This window comes from Flavobacterium sp. WC2409 (assembly GCF_041200085.1).
GTDB lineage: Bacteria > Bacteroidota > Bacteroidia > Flavobacteriales > Flavobacteriaceae > Flavobacterium.
This window is the reverse complement of record NZ_CP165625.1, coordinates 1,690,896-1,711,651: the sequence shown is the minus strand read 5'-3', so window position 1 is coordinate 1,711,651 and position 20,756 is coordinate 1,690,896. Positions and strand designations below refer to the sequence as shown.

The window sequence follows — 20,756 nt, the reverse complement described above, 5'->3', positions numbered from 1 at the left end:
ATAGTATAAGTTTAAATCGGGTGTGATTATTAAAAATGAATTAGACCTAAGATAGTGTTAAGTTTAACAAATAAATTAAATATAGTGAGTACAATTCCATGGCAAGATAGACCAGAAAACAGCAATGAAGTAATTTGGAGATATTCAGAAAATCCAATTATTGACAGGTATGCAATACCATCATCAAATAGTATTTTTAATAGTGCAGTCGTTCCTTTTGGAGATGGATTTGCAGGTGTATTTAGATGTGACAACAAAGCAGTCCAAATGAATATTTTTGCTGGATTTAGCAAGAATGGAATGGACTGGGATATCAATCATGAGCCTATTGTAATGCAAGCGGGTAATACTGAAATGATAGAATCAGATTATAAATATGACCCCCGTGTCGTTTTTATTGAAGATCGTTATTGGATTACTTGGTGTAACGGATACAATGGACCAACAATTGGTATTGGATATACATTTGATTTTAAGGAATTTTTTCAATGTGAAAATGCCTATTTGCCTTTCAACAGAAATGGGGTATTGTTTCCACAAAAAATCAACGGTAAATTTGCCATGTTAAGCCGTCCAAGTGATAATGGACATACTCCTTTTGGAGATATTTGGATTAGTTACAGTCCAGATATGAAATATTGGGGAGAGCATAGATGCGTAATGAAGCCAACTCCTTTTGAAGACAGTGCTTGGCAATGTACAAAAATTGGAGCAGGACCTATTCCTATTCTTACTGATGAAGGTTGGTTAATGTTGTATCATGGTGTAATCAATACGTGTAATGGATTCCGTTATAGTATGGGAGCTGCTATTTTAGATACAAATCAGCCTGATATTGTAAAGTATAGAACACAACCTTATTTATTAGCTCCTGCTGAGTTGTATGAGCAAGTGGGTGACGTAGGAAATGTAGTTTTCCCTTGTGCTGCTTTACATGATATGGAAGAAGATAAATTGGCCGTTTATTATGGTGCTGCTGATACTGTTGTAGCGATGGCATTTGGTAAATTAAGCGAAGTACTTCAGTTTACAAAAGACAATAGTTTATAAAAAAAAGCATGGCTGTGAAATTGAAATGGTTATCAGTTGTATTTAGTCTAATTTCTGTTATTGGTTTTTCACAATCAAAAAAAGGAATTATCCCTAAATCGTATGTTGTTCATAAAGTATTTGATACAATCGTTATCGATGGCGATGAATCGGATGCTTCATGGTCAAAAGTGGATTGGTCAGATCCTTTTACCGACATAGAAGGAGTGGAAAAACCAAAGTACAACACTAAGGTGAAAATGCTATGGGATGAGACTAATTTTTACATTCTCGCTAAGATGGAAGAACCACATGTTTGGGCTAATCTAAAACAGCGCGACACTATTATTTTTTACAACAATGATTTTGAGGTTTTTATTGATCCGGATGGTGATACATTCAATTATTACGAATTAGAAATAAACGCTTTAAATACAGCTTGGGATTTATTCTTGACAAAACCCTATCGTGAGAATGATAATGTAGTATTGAATGACTGGAATATATCGGGATTAAAATCGGCCGTTAAAATAAACGGAACAATCAATAATCCCAATGATACCGATGAAGGTTGGGTGCTGGAAATGGCAATTCCTTGGGCAGCTTATAGAAAGTCCTTTGGTGAAAATAATGTTCCAGTAGATCAATTTTGGAGAGTAAATTTCTCTAGGGTAAATTGGCAACATTCTTTAACAAATGGAACATACAAAAGAAAGAAAGGTTCAGACGGGAAATTTTTACAAGAGTATAATTGGGTATGGTCTCCACAAGGTGTAATCAATATGCATGAACCTGAAAAATGGGGTTATGTTTATTTTTCTTCAAAAGCGGGAACCGATAGTTTTATTATTCCACAAGAGGAAAAATTAAAGTGGGAATTATACAGCCTTTACCGAGCTCAAAAAAAATATTACCAAACTCATAAGGCATGGGCTAAATCTTTAGATAGTCTAACTAAATCTAGTATTGTTGTTGATGGTAAAATGGTAAAACCTGTTTTAGAAAATCATTCAACAGGATTTAATATTACAATAAAAAGTCCTTTTTCAAATAAAACGTTAATTATTAAACAAGATGGGAAAATTATATCAAACTAAAAAAACGATGAGACTACCTAAATTATTACTTTTTATCTTAGCATTGAGTATCATTTCATGTGCTAGTAAAAAAGAAGATGAAAAAACTCCATTTGAATTTGGGGTATGGATAACGGCACATAAGGAGAGAACAAATGCAGATTATGCTCAAGAATTTGCGAAGTATAAAAATGCTGGAATTGATGAAGTATTAATTAATACAGGAACCGATCCAAAATTGTTGAAACGATTAGTTCCAATCGCAAAAGAAAATGGGTTAAGAGTGCATGCTTGGATTATGGCCATGAACAGACCAGGTGATTCTATAGCACTTCAGCACCCCGACTGGTATGCTGTTAGTAAAGAAGGAAAGTCTTGTTTTGATAATCGTCCATACGTAGATTATTACCAATGGTTGTGTCCAACTAGAAAAGAATCTAGAAATCACGTATTAGGTTTAGTAGAAGAATTAGCTAAAGTAGACGGAATCGAAAGTGTACATTTAGACTACATTCGGTTCCCCGATATTTTCTTACCAATTGGTTTGTTGCCCAAATACAATTTGGTGCAAGACGAGGAGCTACCCCAATATGATTTCTGTTATTGTGATGAATGTATAAAAGCTTTTGAAAAAATACATCATAAAAATCCAAAAGAAAGCCATAACACATCAATTGATATGGAATGGAAAAATTTCAGACTAAATGCTATAAAAGCAGTTGTTGATGATGCTTACAAAATTGTTCACAAATACCATAAAAATTTAACGGCTGCCGTATTTCCTTACCCAGAAATGGCTGATCACATGGTACGTCAACGCTGGGATAAATGGGATATTGATGAGGTTTATCCTATGATTTATCATGGTTTTTACAATGAAGAAGTAGATTGGGTTGGTTATGCAACTAAACAAGGTGTTTCGGACTTACTAGGAAAAAAAACTAAAATAAATACAGGTGTTTATTTACCCGCTTTTAAATCTCCAGAAGAATTGAAAGAAGCTATTTTATTAGCAAAAGAAAATGGAGCTAAAGGAGTTTGTTTCTTTGATGGACCCGCTATAACTCCTGAACAATTAAGAACGATTAAAGAAACTAAAGAAAGTTTAAAATAATAGTATAATGAAACATGGTCTACTATATATAGTTTTTCTAGCCCTAATATATAATTGCGGTCGGTATGAATCAGGCCATGTTCAATTAACCAATTATGTAAATCCTTTTATAGGCACAGATGGTCCGGGGAATACCTATCCTGGAGCTACTGTGCCCTATGGAATGGTACAGTTAAGTCCAGATATTGGGATTCCAGGTTGGGATAGAATTGCTGGTTATTATTATAAAGATTCTATTATTTCCGGTTTTTCACACCTGCATTTAACGGGTACTGGTGCCGGCGATTTGTATGATATTCTAATAATGCCCACCAACAGTAGATTTGTAAATAGAATAAAAGATAATAACTTCATGCCTTTTTCTAGTTTTTCACATGAAAAAGAAAAAGCTTTTCCAGGCTATTACGCTGTAGATTTATTGGATTTTGGTATAAAAGCGGAGCTAACTGCAACTGCCAGAACAGGTATTCATAAATATACATTTCCTAAAGATAATGCTTCACAAATTCATATCGATTTGGGGTATGCTTTAAATTGGGATGCTCCCACAAAAACATATATAAAAGTAGTCGATAATACCACTATTGAAGGGTATAGAAAATCTACTGGTTGGGCAAAAGACCAAAGGGCATATTTTGTAATAAAACTTTCTAAACCTTTTGAATCCTATCAAATTTACAAAAATGATTCATTGACAACGAGTCCTGCTGAAGCCGTAAAAACAAAAATTGTTTTAAATTATAAGACAACTGATAATGAGGAAATCATTTTAAAAACAGGGCTTTCAACGGCTACTATTAAGGGAGCTTATAAGTCTTTACAAGTGGAAGCACCCGATTTTAATTTTGAAAAATACAAAGAACGAGCAAATAATTTGTGGGAGAAAGAATTACAAAAAATAGAGGTAACCACCGCTGATGAAAATAAGAAGAAGGTTTTTTATAGCATGATGTACCAATCCATGTTAGCACCCACACTTTTAAGTGATTGTTATGGGGATTACAAAGGTGCTGATGGTAAAATTCATAATGCTCAGGTTTTTGATCGGTACGATACCTTTTCATTATGGGATACGTACCGAGCTGCACATCCATTGTACACTATTTTGCACCCAAAAAGGGTGTCAAGTATGATCAATTCTTTATTAGCTCATTATAAAGAAACAGGATTATTGCCCGTGTGGTCTTTGCAAGGAAATGAAACCAATATGATGATTGCAAATCACGCTATTCCAGTAATTGTTGATGCTTATTTTAAAGGAATTAAAAATTTTGATGTAGAGTTGGCTTATAAAGCGTGTAAAGAAAGCTCCATGGTTGATTCAAGACAATATGATAGTTATAAAACTTTAGGATATGTTCCAGCTGATGAAAGCGGCGATAACTGGTCGGTTTCAAAAACGATGGAATACGCATATGATGATTGGTGTTTGGCTCAATTTGCAAAAGCATTAAATAAAGGAACCGATTATAAATATTTCATAAAACGTTCAGAGAATTGGAGAAATGTTTATGATTCAAAAAGTAATTTTATGCGTCCAAAATTTAAGAACGGGCAGTTTTTAAAAGAATTTATACCAAAAGATTATACTCCTTATTTCTGCGAAAGTAACGCATGGCAATATTTCTGGTCTGTTCCTCAAAATATTGAAGGTTTAATTAAAGTGGTTGGTGGAAAGGATGCATTTGAAAAAAAGTTAGATTCTATGTTCACTTTAAAACCATTCCCAGAAGACAAATTACCCATTTTTAGCACAGGGATGATTGGGCAATATGCGCACGGGAACGAACCAAGTCATCATGTGGCTTATTTATATAATTATATTAATAAACCTTGGAAAACCCAAAAGTTAGTGAGAGAGATCTTAGAAACGCAATATAAAAACGAGCCAAATGGACATTGTGGTAATGAAGATTGTGGACAAATGTCTTCCTGGTATATATTGAGCTCATTAGGTTTTTATCCAGTAAATCCAGCACAAAGTATTTATAGTTTTGGTGCACCAATGTTTGACACCGCTACTTTAAATTTAGAGAATAATAAAACATTTGTTATTAAGACAAAGAATAATTCTAAAGATAATATTTATATCCAATCTATTGAATTGAATGGTGAAAAAATGAATAGAAATTATATTACGCATAATGAAATTATGCAAGGAGGGACTTTAATTTTTACAATGGGTAATGTGCCTAAAAGCAACAATAACAGCATGGCATTATCCTCTAAAATTTATAATTAAAAAAATCAAAATCATGTCAAACAGAAGAGATTTTATAAAAAGAACAACTTTAGGAACACTTGCTGTAGGCTCCTTTTTTAGCTTTAAAAGTGTTGCTAATGAAGTAGAGGAAGAAAAAGTAACGGATTTAAAAAAAACTAAAAAACCAGTAATCATTTCTACTTGGAATCATGGTTTGCCTGCCAATGCTGAAACTTGGGTACAATTAAAACAAGGAAAACCTGCATTAGATGCGATTGAATCGGGCTTAAAAATTCCTGAAGCTGATCCCAATATTAGAAGCGTGGGTTATGGGGGATATCCTGATCGTGAAGGAAAAGTAACGCTAGATGCTTGTATTATGGATCACAATAGTAATTGTGGTTCAGTTTCTTTTTTGGAAGGGATAATGCATCCTATTTCGGTAGCCAAAAGAGTTTTACAAAACACTCCACATGTTATGTTATCAGGTCAAGGAGCATTACAATTTGCTTTATCGGAAGGATTTGTAGAGGAGAACTTGTTAACTCCAGAATCCGAAAAGGATTGGAAAAAATGGCTAAATGAATCGAAATATAAACCAGTTATCAATATAGAAAATCATGATACTATTAGTATGCTCATGATTGATGAAGAGGGTAATTTGGCAGGAGGTTGTACTACAAGTGGCGCAGCTTGGAAAATGCACGGACGCGTTGGTGATTCCCCAATCATTGGTGCGGGTCTTTTTCTAGATAACGAAGTTGGTGCAGCAGCAGCTACTGGATTAGGTGAAGCGGTAATAAGAACTGCAGGAAGTGCTATGGTAGTAGAATTAATGCGTCAAGGAAAATCACCCTTTGATGCTTGTAAAGAAATCACCGAGCGCATTTACAACAAGCATAAAAAACATAAAGATATGGAGTACTTGCAAGTTGGTTTTATCGCACTTAATAAAAATGGGGAGTATTCTGGATATAGTTTGCGTTCTGGTTTCAACTATGCAGTTTGCGATGATGAAAAAGGAAACCGAATGGAAGATGCTAAATTCAAAATGACTTGGGATAAATAATTTGTAACTTTTAATGAGAAATACACTCTTTATATTCACTTTTATACTTGCGTCGGTAGCTCCGTCTTTTGCACAGGGGGAAACACCTTTTTGGTTAAATGAAAAAATCAATGCCGATAATAGAGAACCTATGCACGCTTCCTATTTTGTGTATGAAAATGAAGCTTTGTTAGCCAAAAATAATTGGAAACTTTCCGAAAATTATTTGGACATCAATGGATTGTGGAAATTTAAATATGTAGCAAGTCCGAATGATTTGCCTAGTGGATTTGAAAAAAGTGATTTTAATGATACAACTTGGGATGATTTTAAAATTCCAGCCAATTGGGATGTAAACGGTTATGGTTATCCGATTTATACCAATACAACCTACGATTTTGCTAAATATATTGCTATAAATCCCCCTTTTGTCCCAACAAAATACAATCCTACAGGCGTTTATAGAAGAGCAATTACCATCGATAAAAATTGGGATGGGAAACAAATTTTTCTACACATAGGAACAGCCAAATCCAATCTTACTGTGTGGATAAATGGACAGTATGTTGGTTATGGCGAAGATGGTAAATTACCTCAAGAATTCGATATTACCTCTTTTCTAAAAACAGGAAAAAATACCATTACGCTAAAAGTGATGAAATGGAGTGATGGCTCGTATTTAGAATGTCAAGATTTTTGGCGAATGAGTGGCATCACTAGAGAAAGCTATTTGTATGCAAGGAATAAAGTGCATCTTAAAGATTTTGAAGTTACGCCGGATTTAGATGCTTCGTATGTAAACGGGACATTAAAAATTGCAACTGAATTTTCTGGCTATAATAAAAAAGATTCTTATTTCTTAGAAGTAGAATTGAAAGAAGGTGCGAAAACTATTCTTTCGAATACGCAAAAACTAAATACAACCAATAAATTAGTTTTTAATCTTGCTGTAGATAATCCAAAAAAATGGAGTGCTGAAGTTCCAAATTTATACCAACTCAATTTTATTTTAAAGGATAAAAAAGGGAATGTAGTCGAAGTGATTACGCAAAATGTAGGTTTTAGAAAAGTAGAAATCAAAGGAGGACAACTTTTAGTAAATGGTAAAGCGGTTTACATAAAAGGTGTCAATCGTATGGAAACAGACCCTACAACGGGACAAACGATTTCTAGAGCCCGCATGGAGCAAGATATTCAAATATTAAAGCAATACAATATCAATGCGCTTAGAATGTCTCATTATCCTAATGATGAATATTTTTATGAATTGTGTGATAAATATGGAATTTATTTGGTTGATGAAGCCAATTTAGAATCACATGGAATGGGCTATGATGTTGATAAAACCCTAGGAAACAAAACCGCTTGGGAGTTAGCACATTTTCAAAGAATAAGCCGAATGGTCGAAAGAGATAAAAATCACCCTTCGATAATTATTTGGAGTATGGGTAATGAAGGTGGAAATGGTTATAATTTTTATCGTGCCTATTTATGGTTGAAAAATAGAGATGCTTCAAGACCTATTCAGTACGAAAGAGCTTCCTATGCAGGATGGGATGGTAAAAACATGAAATTCGATTGGGATTCAGATATTATTGATCCGCAGTACAGCGCACCAACAGCAATGGAAGAATATATTGCTGCGAATCCAAATCCGGAGCGCCCTTATATTTTAAGTGAATACGCACATGCCATGGGGAATTCAATGGGGAATTTCAAGGATTATTGGGATGTATTTCGCGCACATAAAAATTTTCAAGGTGGTTTTGTTTGGGATATGATAGACCAATCTGTATATAAAACAAGGGAAGACGGAAAGAAGGTTTTTGCTTATGGTGGAGATTTTGGTCCAAAAGATGTTCCTAGTGCCAATAATTTTTTGAACAATGGTGTTTTTAACCCAGAGCGCCAACCAAATCCTCATGCTTTTGAAATGCGAAATGTATATCAAAATATTGGAACTTCTTGGAGTAATAAAGAGGCAACAACTATAAAAGTTTTTAATGAATTTTTCTTCAAAGATTTATCAAATGTGAATCTGCATTGGAAATTAATGTTGGATGGAGTAGAAGATAGTAATGGTACAATTGCTTCTTTGGATATTAATCCACAACAATCTAAAGAGTATGTTTTGCTTATAAATCTACAAGGGAAAAAGTTTCAAGAAGCTTTCGTAAATGTAAGTTATACGTTACAAGAAGAGGAACCATTTTTACCGAAAGATTTCGAAATAGCTACTGAACAACTTATTTTAGTAGGGCGGTGGAAAAATGACGCAAAAGTTGTAGGAGCTGCAAAAATTATAGTTTTAAAAAATCCAAATTCCACAGTTTTTAAAAGTGATAAAACGGAGATCATTTTCGATAAAAAAACAGGATTTATTTCGGGTTATACTTATGATAATCAGACTATTTTAAAAGAAGGCTATCAATTGCGACCAGATTTTTGGCGTGCGCCAAATGACAATGATTTTGGAGCAGGATTGCAACAAAGACTATTGCCATGGAAAGAGGCAATGGAAAATCCAAAGTTGTTATCTTGGAATTTTACAATTACAAAAGACAATAAAATAATTGTAAAAGCAACTTATAGTTTGCCAGAGGTTGCTGCTGAATTAGCTTTGAATTATGAAATCAATAGTAACGGAGAATTGAGTGTTCAGCAAGTTTTGAATATTGATAAAACCAAGGAAGAACCTATGTTGCCTCGTTTTGGGATGGAATTGGTAGTACCAAAAACATTCAACACCATGGAATATTATGGTAGAGGACCACATGAAAATTATATAGATAGAAATTACAGTTCGCATGTAGGTTTGTACAAGCAAACCGTATCGGAACAATATTATCCCTATATACGTCCACAAGAAACGGGAAATAAAACAGATGTTCGCTGGCTGAATTTATCGAATGATAAAATACAATTAAAAGTAGAATCAGAAGATTTATTAGGGATTACCGCTTTGCATTATCTAATGGATGACTGTGATGATGGATTAGAAAAAGATCAGAGAAATGCCGCTGATATTATGGAAAGAGATTTGACGAGTTTAAAGATTGATTTCAAACAAATGGGAATTGGAGGAATTGACAGTTGGCAGTCCTGGCCAATGGAGAAATATAGACTTTTAGATAAAATCTACCAATACCAATTTAAAATTACACCAACCTTAAACCAATAAAAATGAGTAGATTAAAAACAATAATTTTAGCAATACTGCTAGGTATTTCTGGATCTTGTGTGAGTCAAAATGCACTCACAGAGAAAGATATTCATATTATCCCTGTACCTGCTAAGATGATTGTGAATAAGGGAAAATTTCAATTTTCTAATTCCACTAGGTTTATCGTAAATGGAAATTCTCAAAAAGAGATTGCAACTGCTTTAATCAACAAGTTTGAAGCTGCAGCTGGCTGGAAACCGCAATTTGCGACAAAGGTGCCAAAAAGCAATTATATCTTGTTTAAAGTAGATAAAAACCTTAATAGAGAAGCATATAAATTGGAAGTTAATGCTAAAGCTATAATTGTTACAGCTAAGGAAAATGCAGGTTTTATTTATGCTCTTGAAACTATTAGACAATTATCGCCAACTGCGATCGAAAGTAAGTCCATTGTTCCTAATGTAAAATGGGAAGTACCTAATGTGACTATCACTGATGAGCCCCGTTTTCAATGGAGAGGATTGATGCTGGATTTATCCCGTCATTTTTTCGATAAAGCATATGTTCTAGAAACAATTGATCGCTTGGCGATGCTAAAAATGAATGTATTGCATTTGCATTTAGTAGATGATCAAGGATGGAGAATTGAAATCAAAAAATACCCTAAATTAACCGAAGTAGGAGGCTGGAGAGTAAATCAAGAAAATCTATTTTGGAATTCAAGACGTAAGGTCAATGCAGATGAAAAAGGGACTTATGGTGGATTTTTGACACAAGAGGAACTAAAAGAAATTGTAAAATATGCACAATCAAAAAATGTTGAAATAATTCCAGAAATAGAGATGCCCGCACACGTAAGTAGTGCTATTGCTTCTTATCCTGAGTTAGCTTGTTTTAACCAACAGATTGGTGTTCCTTCTGGAGGAGTTTGGCCAATTACTGATATTTATTGCGCAGGTAAAGATTCTACTTTTGAATTTTTGCAAAATGTATTAGATGAAGTTTTTGCTATTTTTCCATCTAAATATATTCATATTGGAGGAGATGAGGCAACCAAAACTAATTGGGAAACTTGTCCGTTTTGCCAAAAAAGAATGAAAGATGAAGGATTGAAAAGTACCCATGAATTACAAAGTTATTTTGTAAAAAGAATGGAAAAATACATCAATTCTAAAGGTAAAAGAGTGATAGGTTGGGATGAGATTTTAGAAGGAGGTCTAGCTCCCGATGCAACTGTTATGAGTTGGAGAGGAACCAAAGGTGGAATTGAAGCTACAGAGCAAGGACATGATATAGTTATGACACCAGATTCTCATTGTTATATTAACTTTTATCAAGGTCCGCAAAACGAAGAACCATTAGCTTTTGATGCCTTTCTTCCATTGAGTAAAGTGTATGAATTTGATCCTATTGTAGAATCAATGACTCCTGCTGAAGCTAAACATGTTTTAGGTGGTCAAGCTAATTTATGGTCGGAATATATTACTACTCCATCAGCATCAGAATATATGATTTTTCCAAGATTAGCTGCTTTGGCGGAAGCCGTATGGAGCCCAAAAGAAGTGAGAAGTTGGAAAAGTTTTATTAATAGATTACCTAGTTTATTGAATCGTTTTGATTATTTAGGAATAAATTATGCTAAAAGTGCTTATCTAATAATTTCTTCTTCAACTGCTGATTTAAAAAATAAAACAGTGAAAGTGGCGTTGAAAAATGAATTGCAAAAAAAAGATATTCGTTATGTTTTTGGCGATAAAAGTTTAACTCATAATCCAATCAAATATACAGATTCGATTGTTCTTAATAAAACAACAATCTTAAAAGCTTCTCTATTCGAAAATGATAAATCAAGAGGAAAAGTCCTTATAGATACCATTCAATTTCATAAAGGGTTTGGCAGTAAAATAAGTTTTAAAACGTCGTACAATGACAATTATAAAGGAAACAGTCCATTAAGCTTAGTAAATATTATTAGAGGTACTAAGGATTTTCATGATGGTCAATGGCAAGCTTGGTTAGCTAATGATATGGAAGCTGTTATTGAGCTGGGAGCTGCTCAAAGTATCAATGAGGTAAGATTAGGTTCGATTGAAAATCAAGGTGCTGGTATATTTTTTCCAATAGCAATAAAAGTATTAGTTTCAAATGACGGAGTTACTTATAAAGAAATGGGGCAACTTTTACATCCATTTGTTACCAATTCAAAATCGGAATTAAAAGATTTTATAATTAATTTTAATGCTATAAATGCCAAATTTGTAAAGGTAATAGCAATCAATTTGAAGAAATCTCCAAAAGGAGAAAGTGTATTTATGTTTTTTGATGAAATTGTAATTAATTAAGATATGAAATATTTAAAATTTTTAGTTTATTTATTGTGTTTTTCTTGTTCGAATAAGACAATTGAATTTTTAAAAACAACAGAAAAAGCAGTCAATGTTGTAGATTATGTTAATCCGTTGATGGGAACTGATTCTGATTATAGTTTATCTAATGGAAATACTTATCCTGTAATTGCGACCCCTTGGGCAATGAACTTTTGGACCCCTACGACATCAAAAATGGGTGATGGTTGGTGTTATAAGTATGATGATAATAAAATTAGAGGGATTAAACAAACACATCAGCCAAGTCCTTGGATTAATGATTACGCTGCCTTTTCATTGATGGCAGTAACAGGAGATTTAAAATATAAAGAAGACGAGCGTGAATCTTGGTTTTCTCACAAAGCCGAAATTGCAAAACCATATTACTATTCTGTTTATTTAGCAGATTATGATGTGACTGCAGAGGTGAGCCCAACGGAAAGAGCAGCTCATTTTAAATTTACTTTTCCAGAAGCTAAAACTTCATACATCATGTTAGATGCCTTTTTTAAAGGATCGATGGTGAAAATTATTCCAGCTGAACGCAAAATAATTGGATACTGTCGTAATAATAGTGGTGGTGTTCCGGATAACTTCCATAATTATTTTGTGGCCGAGTTTGATAAAGATTTTGAAATCAACGATACATGGACTGATGGTTGGAAATTAATGGAAAACTCTACTGAAAGTGAGGGGAAACATGTAGGTGCAATTATTGGTTTTAAAACTAAAAAAGGCGAAGTGGTACATGTAAAAGTAGCTTCATCATTTATTAGTCCAGAACAAGCGCAATTGAATTTAGATAAAGAAATTGGTACTGATACTTTTGAACAAACCAAAGAAAAAGCAAAACAAGCTTGGGAAAAAGAATTAAGTAGAATTCAAGTAGAAGATGATAATATAGATCACATTAGAACATTTTATTCTAGTTTATACCGTGTATTGTTATTTCCAAGAAAGTTCTACGAGTTTGATAAGAATAACAATGTAGTACACTATAGCCCTTATAACGGAAAAGTAAATCCAGGTTATATGTTTACTGATAATGGATTTTGGGACACTTTTAGGGCAGTATTTCCATTCTTTAATATGATGTACCCTGAATTGAATAGTCATATCATGGATGGTCTAGCAAACACTTATAAAGAGTCAGGATGGTTACCAGAGTGGGCAAGTCCAGGACATAGAGATTGTATGGTTGGGTCAAATTCGGCTACGATTATTGCAGATGCATTTCTAAAAGGTGGTAAAAATATCAATGGAGAGTTGCTGTTGGAAGCCATGTTAAAAAATGCAACTGTTGAGAAAGGAAGACCCGTAAGTTCAGTTGGTCGTGAAGGGCTTAATTATTATAATAGTTTAGGATATGTTCCTTATAATGTAAGAATAAACGAAAATGTAGCACGTACTTTAGAATATGCTTTTGCTGATTTTACTATTGGTAAAATGGCTCAAAAATTAGGCAAAACTGATATTGCCAATACGTATTTAAAGAAATCGTTAAACTATAAAAATGTATTTGATCCATCAGTAAATTTAATGAGAGGTAAAAATAAAGAAGGTGATTTTCAAAGTCCTTTTAATCCATTAAAATGGGGAGATGCATTTACAGAAGGAAATAGTTTACACTATACGTGGTCTGTTTTTCATGATGTACAAGGTTTAATTAATTTGATGGGCGGTAAAGATAAATTTGCTTCAAAACTAGATGAAGTCTTTTCAATGCCACCAAGTTTTGATGATTCATACTACGGACAAACTATTCACGAAATTAGAGAAATGCAAGTGGCTAATATGGGGAATTATGCTCATGGAAATCAGCCAATACAACACATGATTTATTTGTATAATTATGCTAATCAATCCTACAAAGCACAGCAAAAAGTAAGAGAAGTGTTAACTAAATTATATGCTGCTACTCCTGATGGATATTGTGGTGATGAAGATAACGGACAAACATCGGCTTGGTATGTGTTTAGTTCACTTGGTTTTTATCCAGTGACTCCAGCAGTGAATCAATATGTAATAGGAAGCCCATTGTTTAAAAAAGCAATACTTCATTTAGAAAATGGAAAAACATTTGAGATTGATGCAAAAGACAACTCTCAAAGCAATTTTTATATTCAGTCTGCTTCATTAAACGGGAAGACGTATTCTAATAGTTATTTAAAATTTGAAGACATTCAAAAAGGAGGGAAATTAGATTTTAATTTAGGAGATATTCCTAATAAAGATTGGGCAGGTAAACCTGAAAATGTGCCTTATTCTTTAAGTAACGAAACTAAATAAGATTTTAAAATTAAAGTTGATTAAAAATTATAAATAGACGAAAGATGAAAAAAGGAATAGTAATACTCGCGATGTTGTTCTCGGCACAACTATTTTCGCAGGCCATATATGAAGATGAACGATATGTACCAGAAACAGATCCATTAGTATTAAAAAATCTAGATGAATGGCAAGGAAAAAAGTTTGGTTTGTTGATGCATTGGGGAACTTATAGTGAATGGGGAATTGTAGAATCTTGGTCAATTTGCCCGGAAGATTATGGATGGTGTGAACGTACAAAGGGAAGCGATCCAGCAAATTATAATACTTACGTAAAAGATTACGAAGGATTAAAAAAGACTTTTAATCCAGTGAAATTTAATCCTGAAAAATGGGCCAAAGTAGCTAAGGCTGCTGGTATGAAATACATGGTATTTACTACAAAACACCATGACGGATTTAATATGTTTGATACTAAATATTCTGATTATAAAGTAACCGATTCCGAATGTGCTTTTAGTACAAACCCTAGAGCAAACATTACAAAAGAAGTTTTTAATGCTTTTCGAAAAGAAAAAATGTGGATTGGAGCTTATTTTTCTAAACCGGACTGGCATAACAAAAACTATTGGAATCCTTATTTCCCGCCTTTTGACAGAAATGTAAATTATGATCCAGCTACTTACCCAGATAAATGGAAAAAATATACTGATTTTACTCATAACCAAATTTTAGAACTGCTTTCTGATTATGGTAAAGTAGATATTTTATGGCTTGATGGTGGTTGGGTTGCTAAAACACCAGAAAATGAAGTGAAAAAAGGGTATGTTGAAAAGTTTGCAGAGAATGAATCAGGAAACGGATTTATAAAACATAGAGTAGTTGACCAAGACATCAAAATGGATGAATTAGTCGTGGAAGCACGTCAAAAACAGCCAGGATTGATTGTAGTAGATAGAGCGGTTCACGGTAAAAATCAAAATTATTTGACACCTGAAAATCGTGTTCCCGAAAAAACGTTGCCTTATCCTTGGGAATCATGTATCACTTCTGGTGGTGGTTGGTCCTATACTCCGGACGCAAAATACATGACAGGAAGGCAAGGAATTCAAATGTTGATAGATGTTGTAGCTAAAGGAGGAAACTTGTTATTAAATGTAGCTCCAGGTCCTGATGGAGAATGGCAGCAAGGAGCTTATGATTTATTAGCACAATATGGAGCTTGGATGAAAGTAAATAGTACTGCTATTTATAATACGAAACCTATTGCTCCTTACAAGGAAAATAATATTTGTATGACTCAAAACAAAGTAGGAAATGTTTTCTTGTTTTATATGGCAAAAACAGGAGAAAATAAAATTCCTTCAGAACTTGTGGTAAAATCAATTAGTCCAAAAAAAGGAACAAAAATTACAATGTTAGGTTCTTCATTAAAATTAAAATGGACAAAACTAGGCGAAGGATTTAGAGTTATCATTCCAGAAAGTTTAAGAAATAATTTACCTTGTAAAGAAGCTTGGACTTTAAAAATTGAAAAGATTAACCGATAGAAAAATTAAAATGTATGTTTTTTAAAAATAGAATTACTATACCCAATACACTGCTTATTTTACTGCTGACTTTTGGTGGTAGTAGTGTGTACGGGCAACAACCAGCAGATTTTGTAAACCCACTTATTGGGACTTCTAATTATGGAGCTACTTTTCCGGGTCCTATTGCACCTAGAGGAATGGCAAGTATCAGTCCGTTCAACGTAGCTGGGTCACAAAATTTGCCTTTAGAAAAAGACAGTCGATGGTTATCAAATTCCTATGTTCATGAAAATACATTTTTAACAGGATTTAGTCAAGTAAATTTAAGCGGTGTAGGCTGTCCCGATTTAGGGGTAATACTGATTATGCCTACAACTGGAGCTGTAGAAATCAATCATTTAAAATACGGTTCAACTTATTCTCAGGAAGTGGCAAAAACGGGGTATTATGGACTTAATATTGACAAATACGATATCAAAGCGGAGTTTACAACTTCCAAAAGAGTAGGAGTAAGCAAGTTTACTTTTCCCAAAGGACAATCCAATATTTTATTAAATCTAGGTTTAGGTTTAACCAATGAAGAAGGTGCGATGGTAAAAGTGGTGTCAAATACTGAAATTGAAGGAATGCGTTCCGTTGGTTCGTTTTGTTACAATAGTCCAGAAGCTGCTTATCCTGTTTATTTTGTTGCAAAATTTTCTAAGCCAGCAGCTACTTTCGGAGTTTGGAAAAAACCATCCAAATATGAAGGTGTAGAAGCACAATGGATGACCTACAATGGCAAAACTAGAATGATGGATAATACCACCAAAATGGTTGTAGGGGACAGTATAGGAACTTATTTTACTTATCAATTTGAAAAAGCCGAAACAGTCGAAGTTAAAATTGGAGTTTCGTATGTAAGTATTGCAAATGCGCGTGAAAATTTAGAAAAAGAAACTGCAAACAAATCCTTTGAAACGGTTTATAAAGAAACCTATGACGAATGGAACGAGGCACTTTCTAAAATTTTAGTAGAAGGTGGATCCACAGAGAATAAGACTATTTTCTATACCGCATTGTACCATACTTTAATTCATCCCAATATTTTAAATGATGTCAACGGAGAATATCCTGAAATAAAAAGAGAGAAAATAGGGAAGACAGATGGGACTCGTTATACCGTTTTTTCACTTTGGGATACGTATCGGAATTTACATCAATTAATGTCATTGGCTTATCCACAGCAACAATCCAATATGATTAAAAGCATGTTAGAAATGTATGATGAAAATGCATGGTTGCCTAAATGGGAATTGAATTCTACCGAAACTTTTACCATGGTGGGTGACCCTGCTAGTATCGTAATTGCTGACACGTACTTAAAAGGCATTCAGGATTTTGATGTGCAAAAAGCCTACGAAGCGATGTTGAAAGGCGCAGATCAAATTGAAAATAATCCATTACGTCCAGGACTGAAAGATTATATTGAAAAAGGATATTTAACGACTAAAGATAGAGGACCTATTTCTACAACACAAGAGTACAATGCATCTGATTTTGCTATTTCACTTTTGGCGAAAGCCTTAGGGAAAAAAGAAGATGCAGATCGTTTTGGAAAACGTTCCTTATCCTACCGTAAATTATTCGATAAAAATTTAAAATTATTGCATCCTAGAACTCCAGATGGGAAATGGTACGAACCTTTCGATCCATTGTCAGGAGCTAATTTTGAAGAAAATATAGGTTTTATTGAAGGCAATGCTTGGCAATATGCTTTTATGATGCCCCACGATATTAAAGGCTTGATAAAATTAATGGGAGGAAATAAATCGTTCAGTAATCAGTTGCAAAAAGTATTTGATAGCAAGCAATTTGATATGGCAAATGAACCAGATATCGCTTATCCTTATTTGTTTAATTATCTAAAAGGAGAAGAATGGAAAAGCCAAGAATTGGTTAAAAAACTAGTTGCTACATACTTTCAAAACAAACCCAATGGATTACCTGGTAATGATGATACAGGAACGATGTCAGCTTGGTTAGTGTATTCTATGATGGGGATTTATCCCATTGCTCCAGGCGAGCCATTGTATGCGATTACTACCCCACTTTTTGATAAAATCACGATAGAATTGGATCCAAAATACTATAAAAAGAAAAGTATAGTCATTGAAAGAGAAATTAATACTGATGGTAAAATAAAAGCCATTCTATTAGACGGAAAAAAACACGATAGTTTCTTTATTTCACATGATGAATTTGTGAATGGAAATACGCTAAAAGTGATTCAGAATTAATTAATACACTACCCAAAATACCACCAAATAATGAAAAGAATACCCTTTATTTTAGTAATGCTACTCGGTTTTTTAAACCAAGGCTTTGCACAAAAAAAATATCCTTATCAAGATGCTAAACTTCCTGTCGAAAATAGACTGCAAGATTTGTTGAGCCGAATGACTTTGGAAGAGAAAGTGCGTCAAATGGATATGTACAAAGGCGAATACTTTAAAGAAAATGAAGATTTTTCGAAAACAAAATCGGATGCTAAAATTGGAAAACTGGGAATAGGTGCTATTCACGATATTTATCCTCGTTCGGCAAAAATGATTAATGATCTTCAAAAAGAAGTAATTAAAAATAACCGTTGGGGAATTCCAGCGCTGATTATGTGTGAGATGCTTCACGGTTATTTAGATGAAGGAAGTACGGCTTTTCCAATGAATATTGGTTTGGGAGCTACTTGGGATACCAATTTAATGGGTAAAGTGGGGCAAGTTATTGGTACGGAAGCCAGAGCTCACGGAGTTCATTTTGGTTTAGGCCCCAATTTAGATTTAGGCCGTGAGCCGCGTTGGGGAAGAGTAGCGGAGACTTTTGGTGAGGATGCGTATTTGAATAGCGAAATTGGATTGGGAATGATTAAAGGAATGCAAGGAGATGATTTAACTTCTGACCGTTCTATAATTGCTGAGCCAAAACACTTTGCTGTTCACGGAATTCCGCAAGCTGGAGGAAATTCGTCTCCTATTTTAGTTGGAGAGCGTTCGGCGCGTGAAGATCATCTTCCCTCTTTTGAAAAAGCATTTAGAAAAGGTGGTGCTTTGGGAACAATGTGTGCTTATTCCGAATTAGACGGAATTCCTTGTGCTGAAAATCATTGGTTATTAACGGATGTTTTGCGAGACGAATGGGGTTTTAAAGGAATTGTTGTTTCTGATTTGGGTGCGATAAAATACCTTCAAACGACGCATTATGTTACCGATTCTCCAAAAGAAAGTATTCATCAAGCGGTTGCAGCTGGTGTAGATATGCAGTTTTATGATTTTACCAATGAGTTCTGGCAACAAACACTGATTGAATTGGTAAACGAGAAAAAATTAACCATGGCAAATATTGACCGTGCTGCGGGAGGTGTGTTGCGATTGAAGTTTTTATTAGGACTTTTTGAAAATCCTTATACCGATAAAAGTTTAATTAAGTTACGTTTTCATTCGAAAGAAAACCAAGCAGTAGCTTTAGAAGCAGGACATAAATCGATTGTATTGTTGAAAAATCAAAACAACCTATTGCCTCTTAGTAAGGATATCAAAACCATTGCAGTTATTGGACCAAATGCCAATGAGTCAAGATTGGGTGGTTATGCTGTAAAAAATAAAGTGGGAACTACTGTTTTAGAAGGAATTCAACAAGTGGTTGGCGATAAGGCTAATGTACTTTATGAAGAAGGAGTTCCACTAATTGTAAAAGGACAAATAATTCCATCCAAATATTTATTTACACCTGATGGTTCGCAACACGGATTAAAAGGAGAATATTTCAATAATAGAAATATAGAAGGAACGCCAGCATTGACTCGAATTGATAGTCAGTTGGAATTTGACTGGCCTTGGAATCCAGGGGCAGGAGTGAATGATGATGATTTCTCGATTCGTTGGACAGGTTATATCCAATCCGAAAAATCATTTGATGGATGGTTGGGTTTAAGTTCTGATGATGGAATCAGAATGTGGGTGGACGATCAATTGGTTATTGACAACTGGACCAAAGGAGCAACGAGTATCGTTACGACTCCCAAAAATATTGAAGCAGGTAAAAAATACAAAGTCCGCATCGAAATGTGGGAAGGAGGCTGGGGAGCCAGAGCCCATTTGCGTTGGAACTTAGATAAGATCAACTTGCAACCCGCCATTGATATTGCTAAAAAAGCCGATGTTGCTATTGTAGTGTTAGGAGAATCGAATGAATTAGTAGAAGAGAATAGAGATGTTGCTACTTTAGACTTGCACGGAATGCAGCAAGAATTGATAGAGGCAATTCAGCAAACAGGAACTCCAGTAGTTTGTGTGTTGTTAAATGGTCGTCCGCTTTCTGTAAATTGGATTAATGATAATATTCCTGCTATTGTTGAAGGATGGTTTCCAGGTGAAGCTGGAGGAAAAGCTGTTGCCGATGTTTTATTTGGCGATTACAATCCAGGAGGAAGATTACCGATTACTTTTCCAAAATCGGTTGGGCAATTGCCAATTTATTACAATCAAAAACCATCAGCAATACATCGATATGTAAGTGAGAGTGAAAGTCCGTTATATACTTTTGGATATGGATTAAGTTACACGACTTTTGAATATTCGAATTTAGCTTTAAATACCAATGAAATTAAAATCGATGGAGAAATAAAAGTAAGTATCGATGTTAAAAATACGGGTAATTATGACGGAGACGAAGTAGTGCAATTGTACATTAATGATATTTATAGTACTGTAACTACACCAAGAAAAACATTAAAAGGTTTCAAACGTGTTTTTATTAAAAAAGGAGAAACCCAACATCTAGAATTTACATTGACTGCTGATGAAATAGCATTATGGAATCGTGAGATGAAAAGAGTAGTAGAACCAGGTGATTTTGAAGTGATGGTTGGAGGGAATTCAACAGATTTATTAAAAACAAAATTTACGGTGGTAAAATAATA

The 20,756-nt window shown here is 34.1% G+C and carries 11 protein-coding genes; all 11 read left to right on the top strand.

Features of this window, described 5'->3' with window-relative positions; translation table 11 throughout:
- The first annotated feature begins 84 nt into the window (after positions 1 to 84).
- Genes AB3G34_RS07315 through AB3G34_RS07265 form a run of 11 tightly spaced genes read left to right on the top strand, consistent with a single transcriptional unit; the run spans position 85 to position 20,754 of the window.
- Positions 85 to 1,050 (top strand): glycosidase, encoded by a 966-nt coding sequence (locus AB3G34_RS07315; RefSeq protein ID WP_367770384.1) that lies wholly within the window; start codon positions 85 to 87, stop codon positions 1,048 to 1,050.
- An 8-nt stretch (positions 1,051 to 1,058) separates the two neighbouring features.
- On the top strand, positions 1,059 to 2,126 hold the full coding sequence (locus AB3G34_RS07310; RefSeq protein WP_367770381.1) for a carbohydrate-binding family 9-like protein: 1,068 nt from the start codon (positions 1,059 to 1,061) through the stop codon (positions 2,124 to 2,126).
- A 7-nt stretch (positions 2,127 to 2,133) separates the two neighbouring features.
- Complete coding sequence (locus AB3G34_RS07305) at positions 2,134 to 3,219, top strand: putative glycoside hydrolase (protein ID WP_367753504.1); 1,086 nt, start codon at positions 2,134 to 2,136, stop codon at positions 3,217 to 3,219.
- A gap of 7 nt (positions 3,220 to 3,226) precedes the next feature.
- The gene (locus AB3G34_RS07300) at positions 3,227 to 5,461 is read left to right on the top strand and encodes a GH92 family glycosyl hydrolase (protein WP_367770375.1); all 2,235 of its coding nucleotides are present in this window, start codon (positions 3,227 to 3,229) and stop codon (positions 5,459 to 5,461) included.
- 13 nt (positions 5,462 to 5,474) lie between these two features.
- Positions 5,475 to 6,491, top strand: coding sequence for an isoaspartyl peptidase/L-asparaginase family protein (locus tag AB3G34_RS07295; protein WP_367753500.1), 1,017 nt, complete (start codon positions 5,475 to 5,477; stop codon positions 6,489 to 6,491).
- A gap of 13 nt (positions 6,492 to 6,504) precedes the next feature.
- Complete coding sequence (locus AB3G34_RS07290; RefSeq protein WP_369753920.1) at positions 6,505 to 9,651, top strand: glycoside hydrolase family 2 TIM barrel-domain containing protein; 3,147 nt, start codon at positions 6,505 to 6,507, stop codon at positions 9,649 to 9,651.
- A gap of 2 nt (positions 9,652 to 9,653) precedes the next feature.
- A complete protein-coding gene (locus AB3G34_RS07285) occupies positions 9,654 to 11,975 on the top strand; it encodes a beta-N-acetylhexosaminidase (protein WP_369753919.1) in 2,322 nt (773 codons plus the stop codon).
- A 3-nt stretch (positions 11,976 to 11,978) separates the two neighbouring features.
- Positions 11,979 to 14,288: a GH92 family glycosyl hydrolase gene (locus AB3G34_RS07280; RefSeq protein ID WP_367770370.1), complete on the top strand. Its 2,310-nt coding sequence runs from the start codon at positions 11,979 to 11,981 to the stop codon at positions 14,286 to 14,288.
- A gap of 44 nt (positions 14,289 to 14,332) precedes the next feature.
- A complete protein-coding gene (locus tag AB3G34_RS07275; protein WP_367770369.1) occupies positions 14,333 to 15,817 on the top strand; it encodes an alpha-L-fucosidase in 1,485 nt (494 codons plus the stop codon).
- A gap of 14 nt (positions 15,818 to 15,831) precedes the next feature.
- The gene (locus AB3G34_RS07270; RefSeq protein ID WP_369753918.1) at positions 15,832 to 18,078 is read left to right on the top strand and encodes a GH92 family glycosyl hydrolase; all 2,247 of its coding nucleotides are present in this window, start codon (positions 15,832 to 15,834) and stop codon (positions 18,076 to 18,078) included.
- A gap of 30 nt (positions 18,079 to 18,108) precedes the next feature.
- On the top strand, positions 18,109 to 20,754 hold the full coding sequence (locus AB3G34_RS07265) for a glycoside hydrolase family 3 N-terminal domain-containing protein (RefSeq protein WP_367770363.1): 2,646 nt from the start codon (positions 18,109 to 18,111) through the stop codon (positions 20,752 to 20,754).
- Positions 20,755 to 20,756: the final 2 nt, after the last annotated feature.

What these genes read in the sequence shown, in the direction of transcription:
- AB3G34_RS07310 (WP_367770381.1), top strand. Translation starts at nt 1,059, where the DNA reads ATGGCTGTGAAATTGAAATGGTTATCAGTTGTATTTAGTCTAATTTCT.
- AB3G34_RS07305 (WP_367753504.1), top strand. Translation starts at nt 2,134, where the DNA reads ATGAGACTACCTAAATTATTACTTTTTATCTTAGCATTGAGTATCATT.
- AB3G34_RS07300 (WP_367770375.1), top strand. Translation starts at nt 3,227, where the DNA reads ATGAAACATGGTCTACTATATATAGTTTTTCTAGCCCTAATATATAAT.
- AB3G34_RS07295 (WP_367753500.1), top strand. Translation starts at nt 5,475, where the DNA reads ATGTCAAACAGAAGAGATTTTATAAAAAGAACAACTTTAGGAACACTT.
- AB3G34_RS07290 (WP_369753920.1), top strand. Translation starts at nt 6,505, where the DNA reads ATGAGAAATACACTCTTTATATTCACTTTTATACTTGCGTCGGTAGCT.
- AB3G34_RS07285 (WP_369753919.1), top strand. Translation starts at nt 9,654, where the DNA reads ATGAGTAGATTAAAAACAATAATTTTAGCAATACTGCTAGGTATTTCT.
- AB3G34_RS07280 (WP_367770370.1), top strand. Translation starts at nt 11,979, where the DNA reads ATGAAATATTTAAAATTTTTAGTTTATTTATTGTGTTTTTCTTGTTCG.
- AB3G34_RS07275 (WP_367770369.1), top strand. Translation starts at nt 14,333, where the DNA reads ATGAAAAAAGGAATAGTAATACTCGCGATGTTGTTCTCGGCACAACTA.
- AB3G34_RS07270 (WP_369753918.1), top strand. Translation starts at nt 15,832, where the DNA reads ATGTTTTTTAAAAATAGAATTACTATACCCAATACACTGCTTATTTTA.
- AB3G34_RS07265 (WP_367770363.1), top strand. Translation starts at nt 18,109, where the DNA reads ATGAAAAGAATACCCTTTATTTTAGTAATGCTACTCGGTTTTTTAAAC.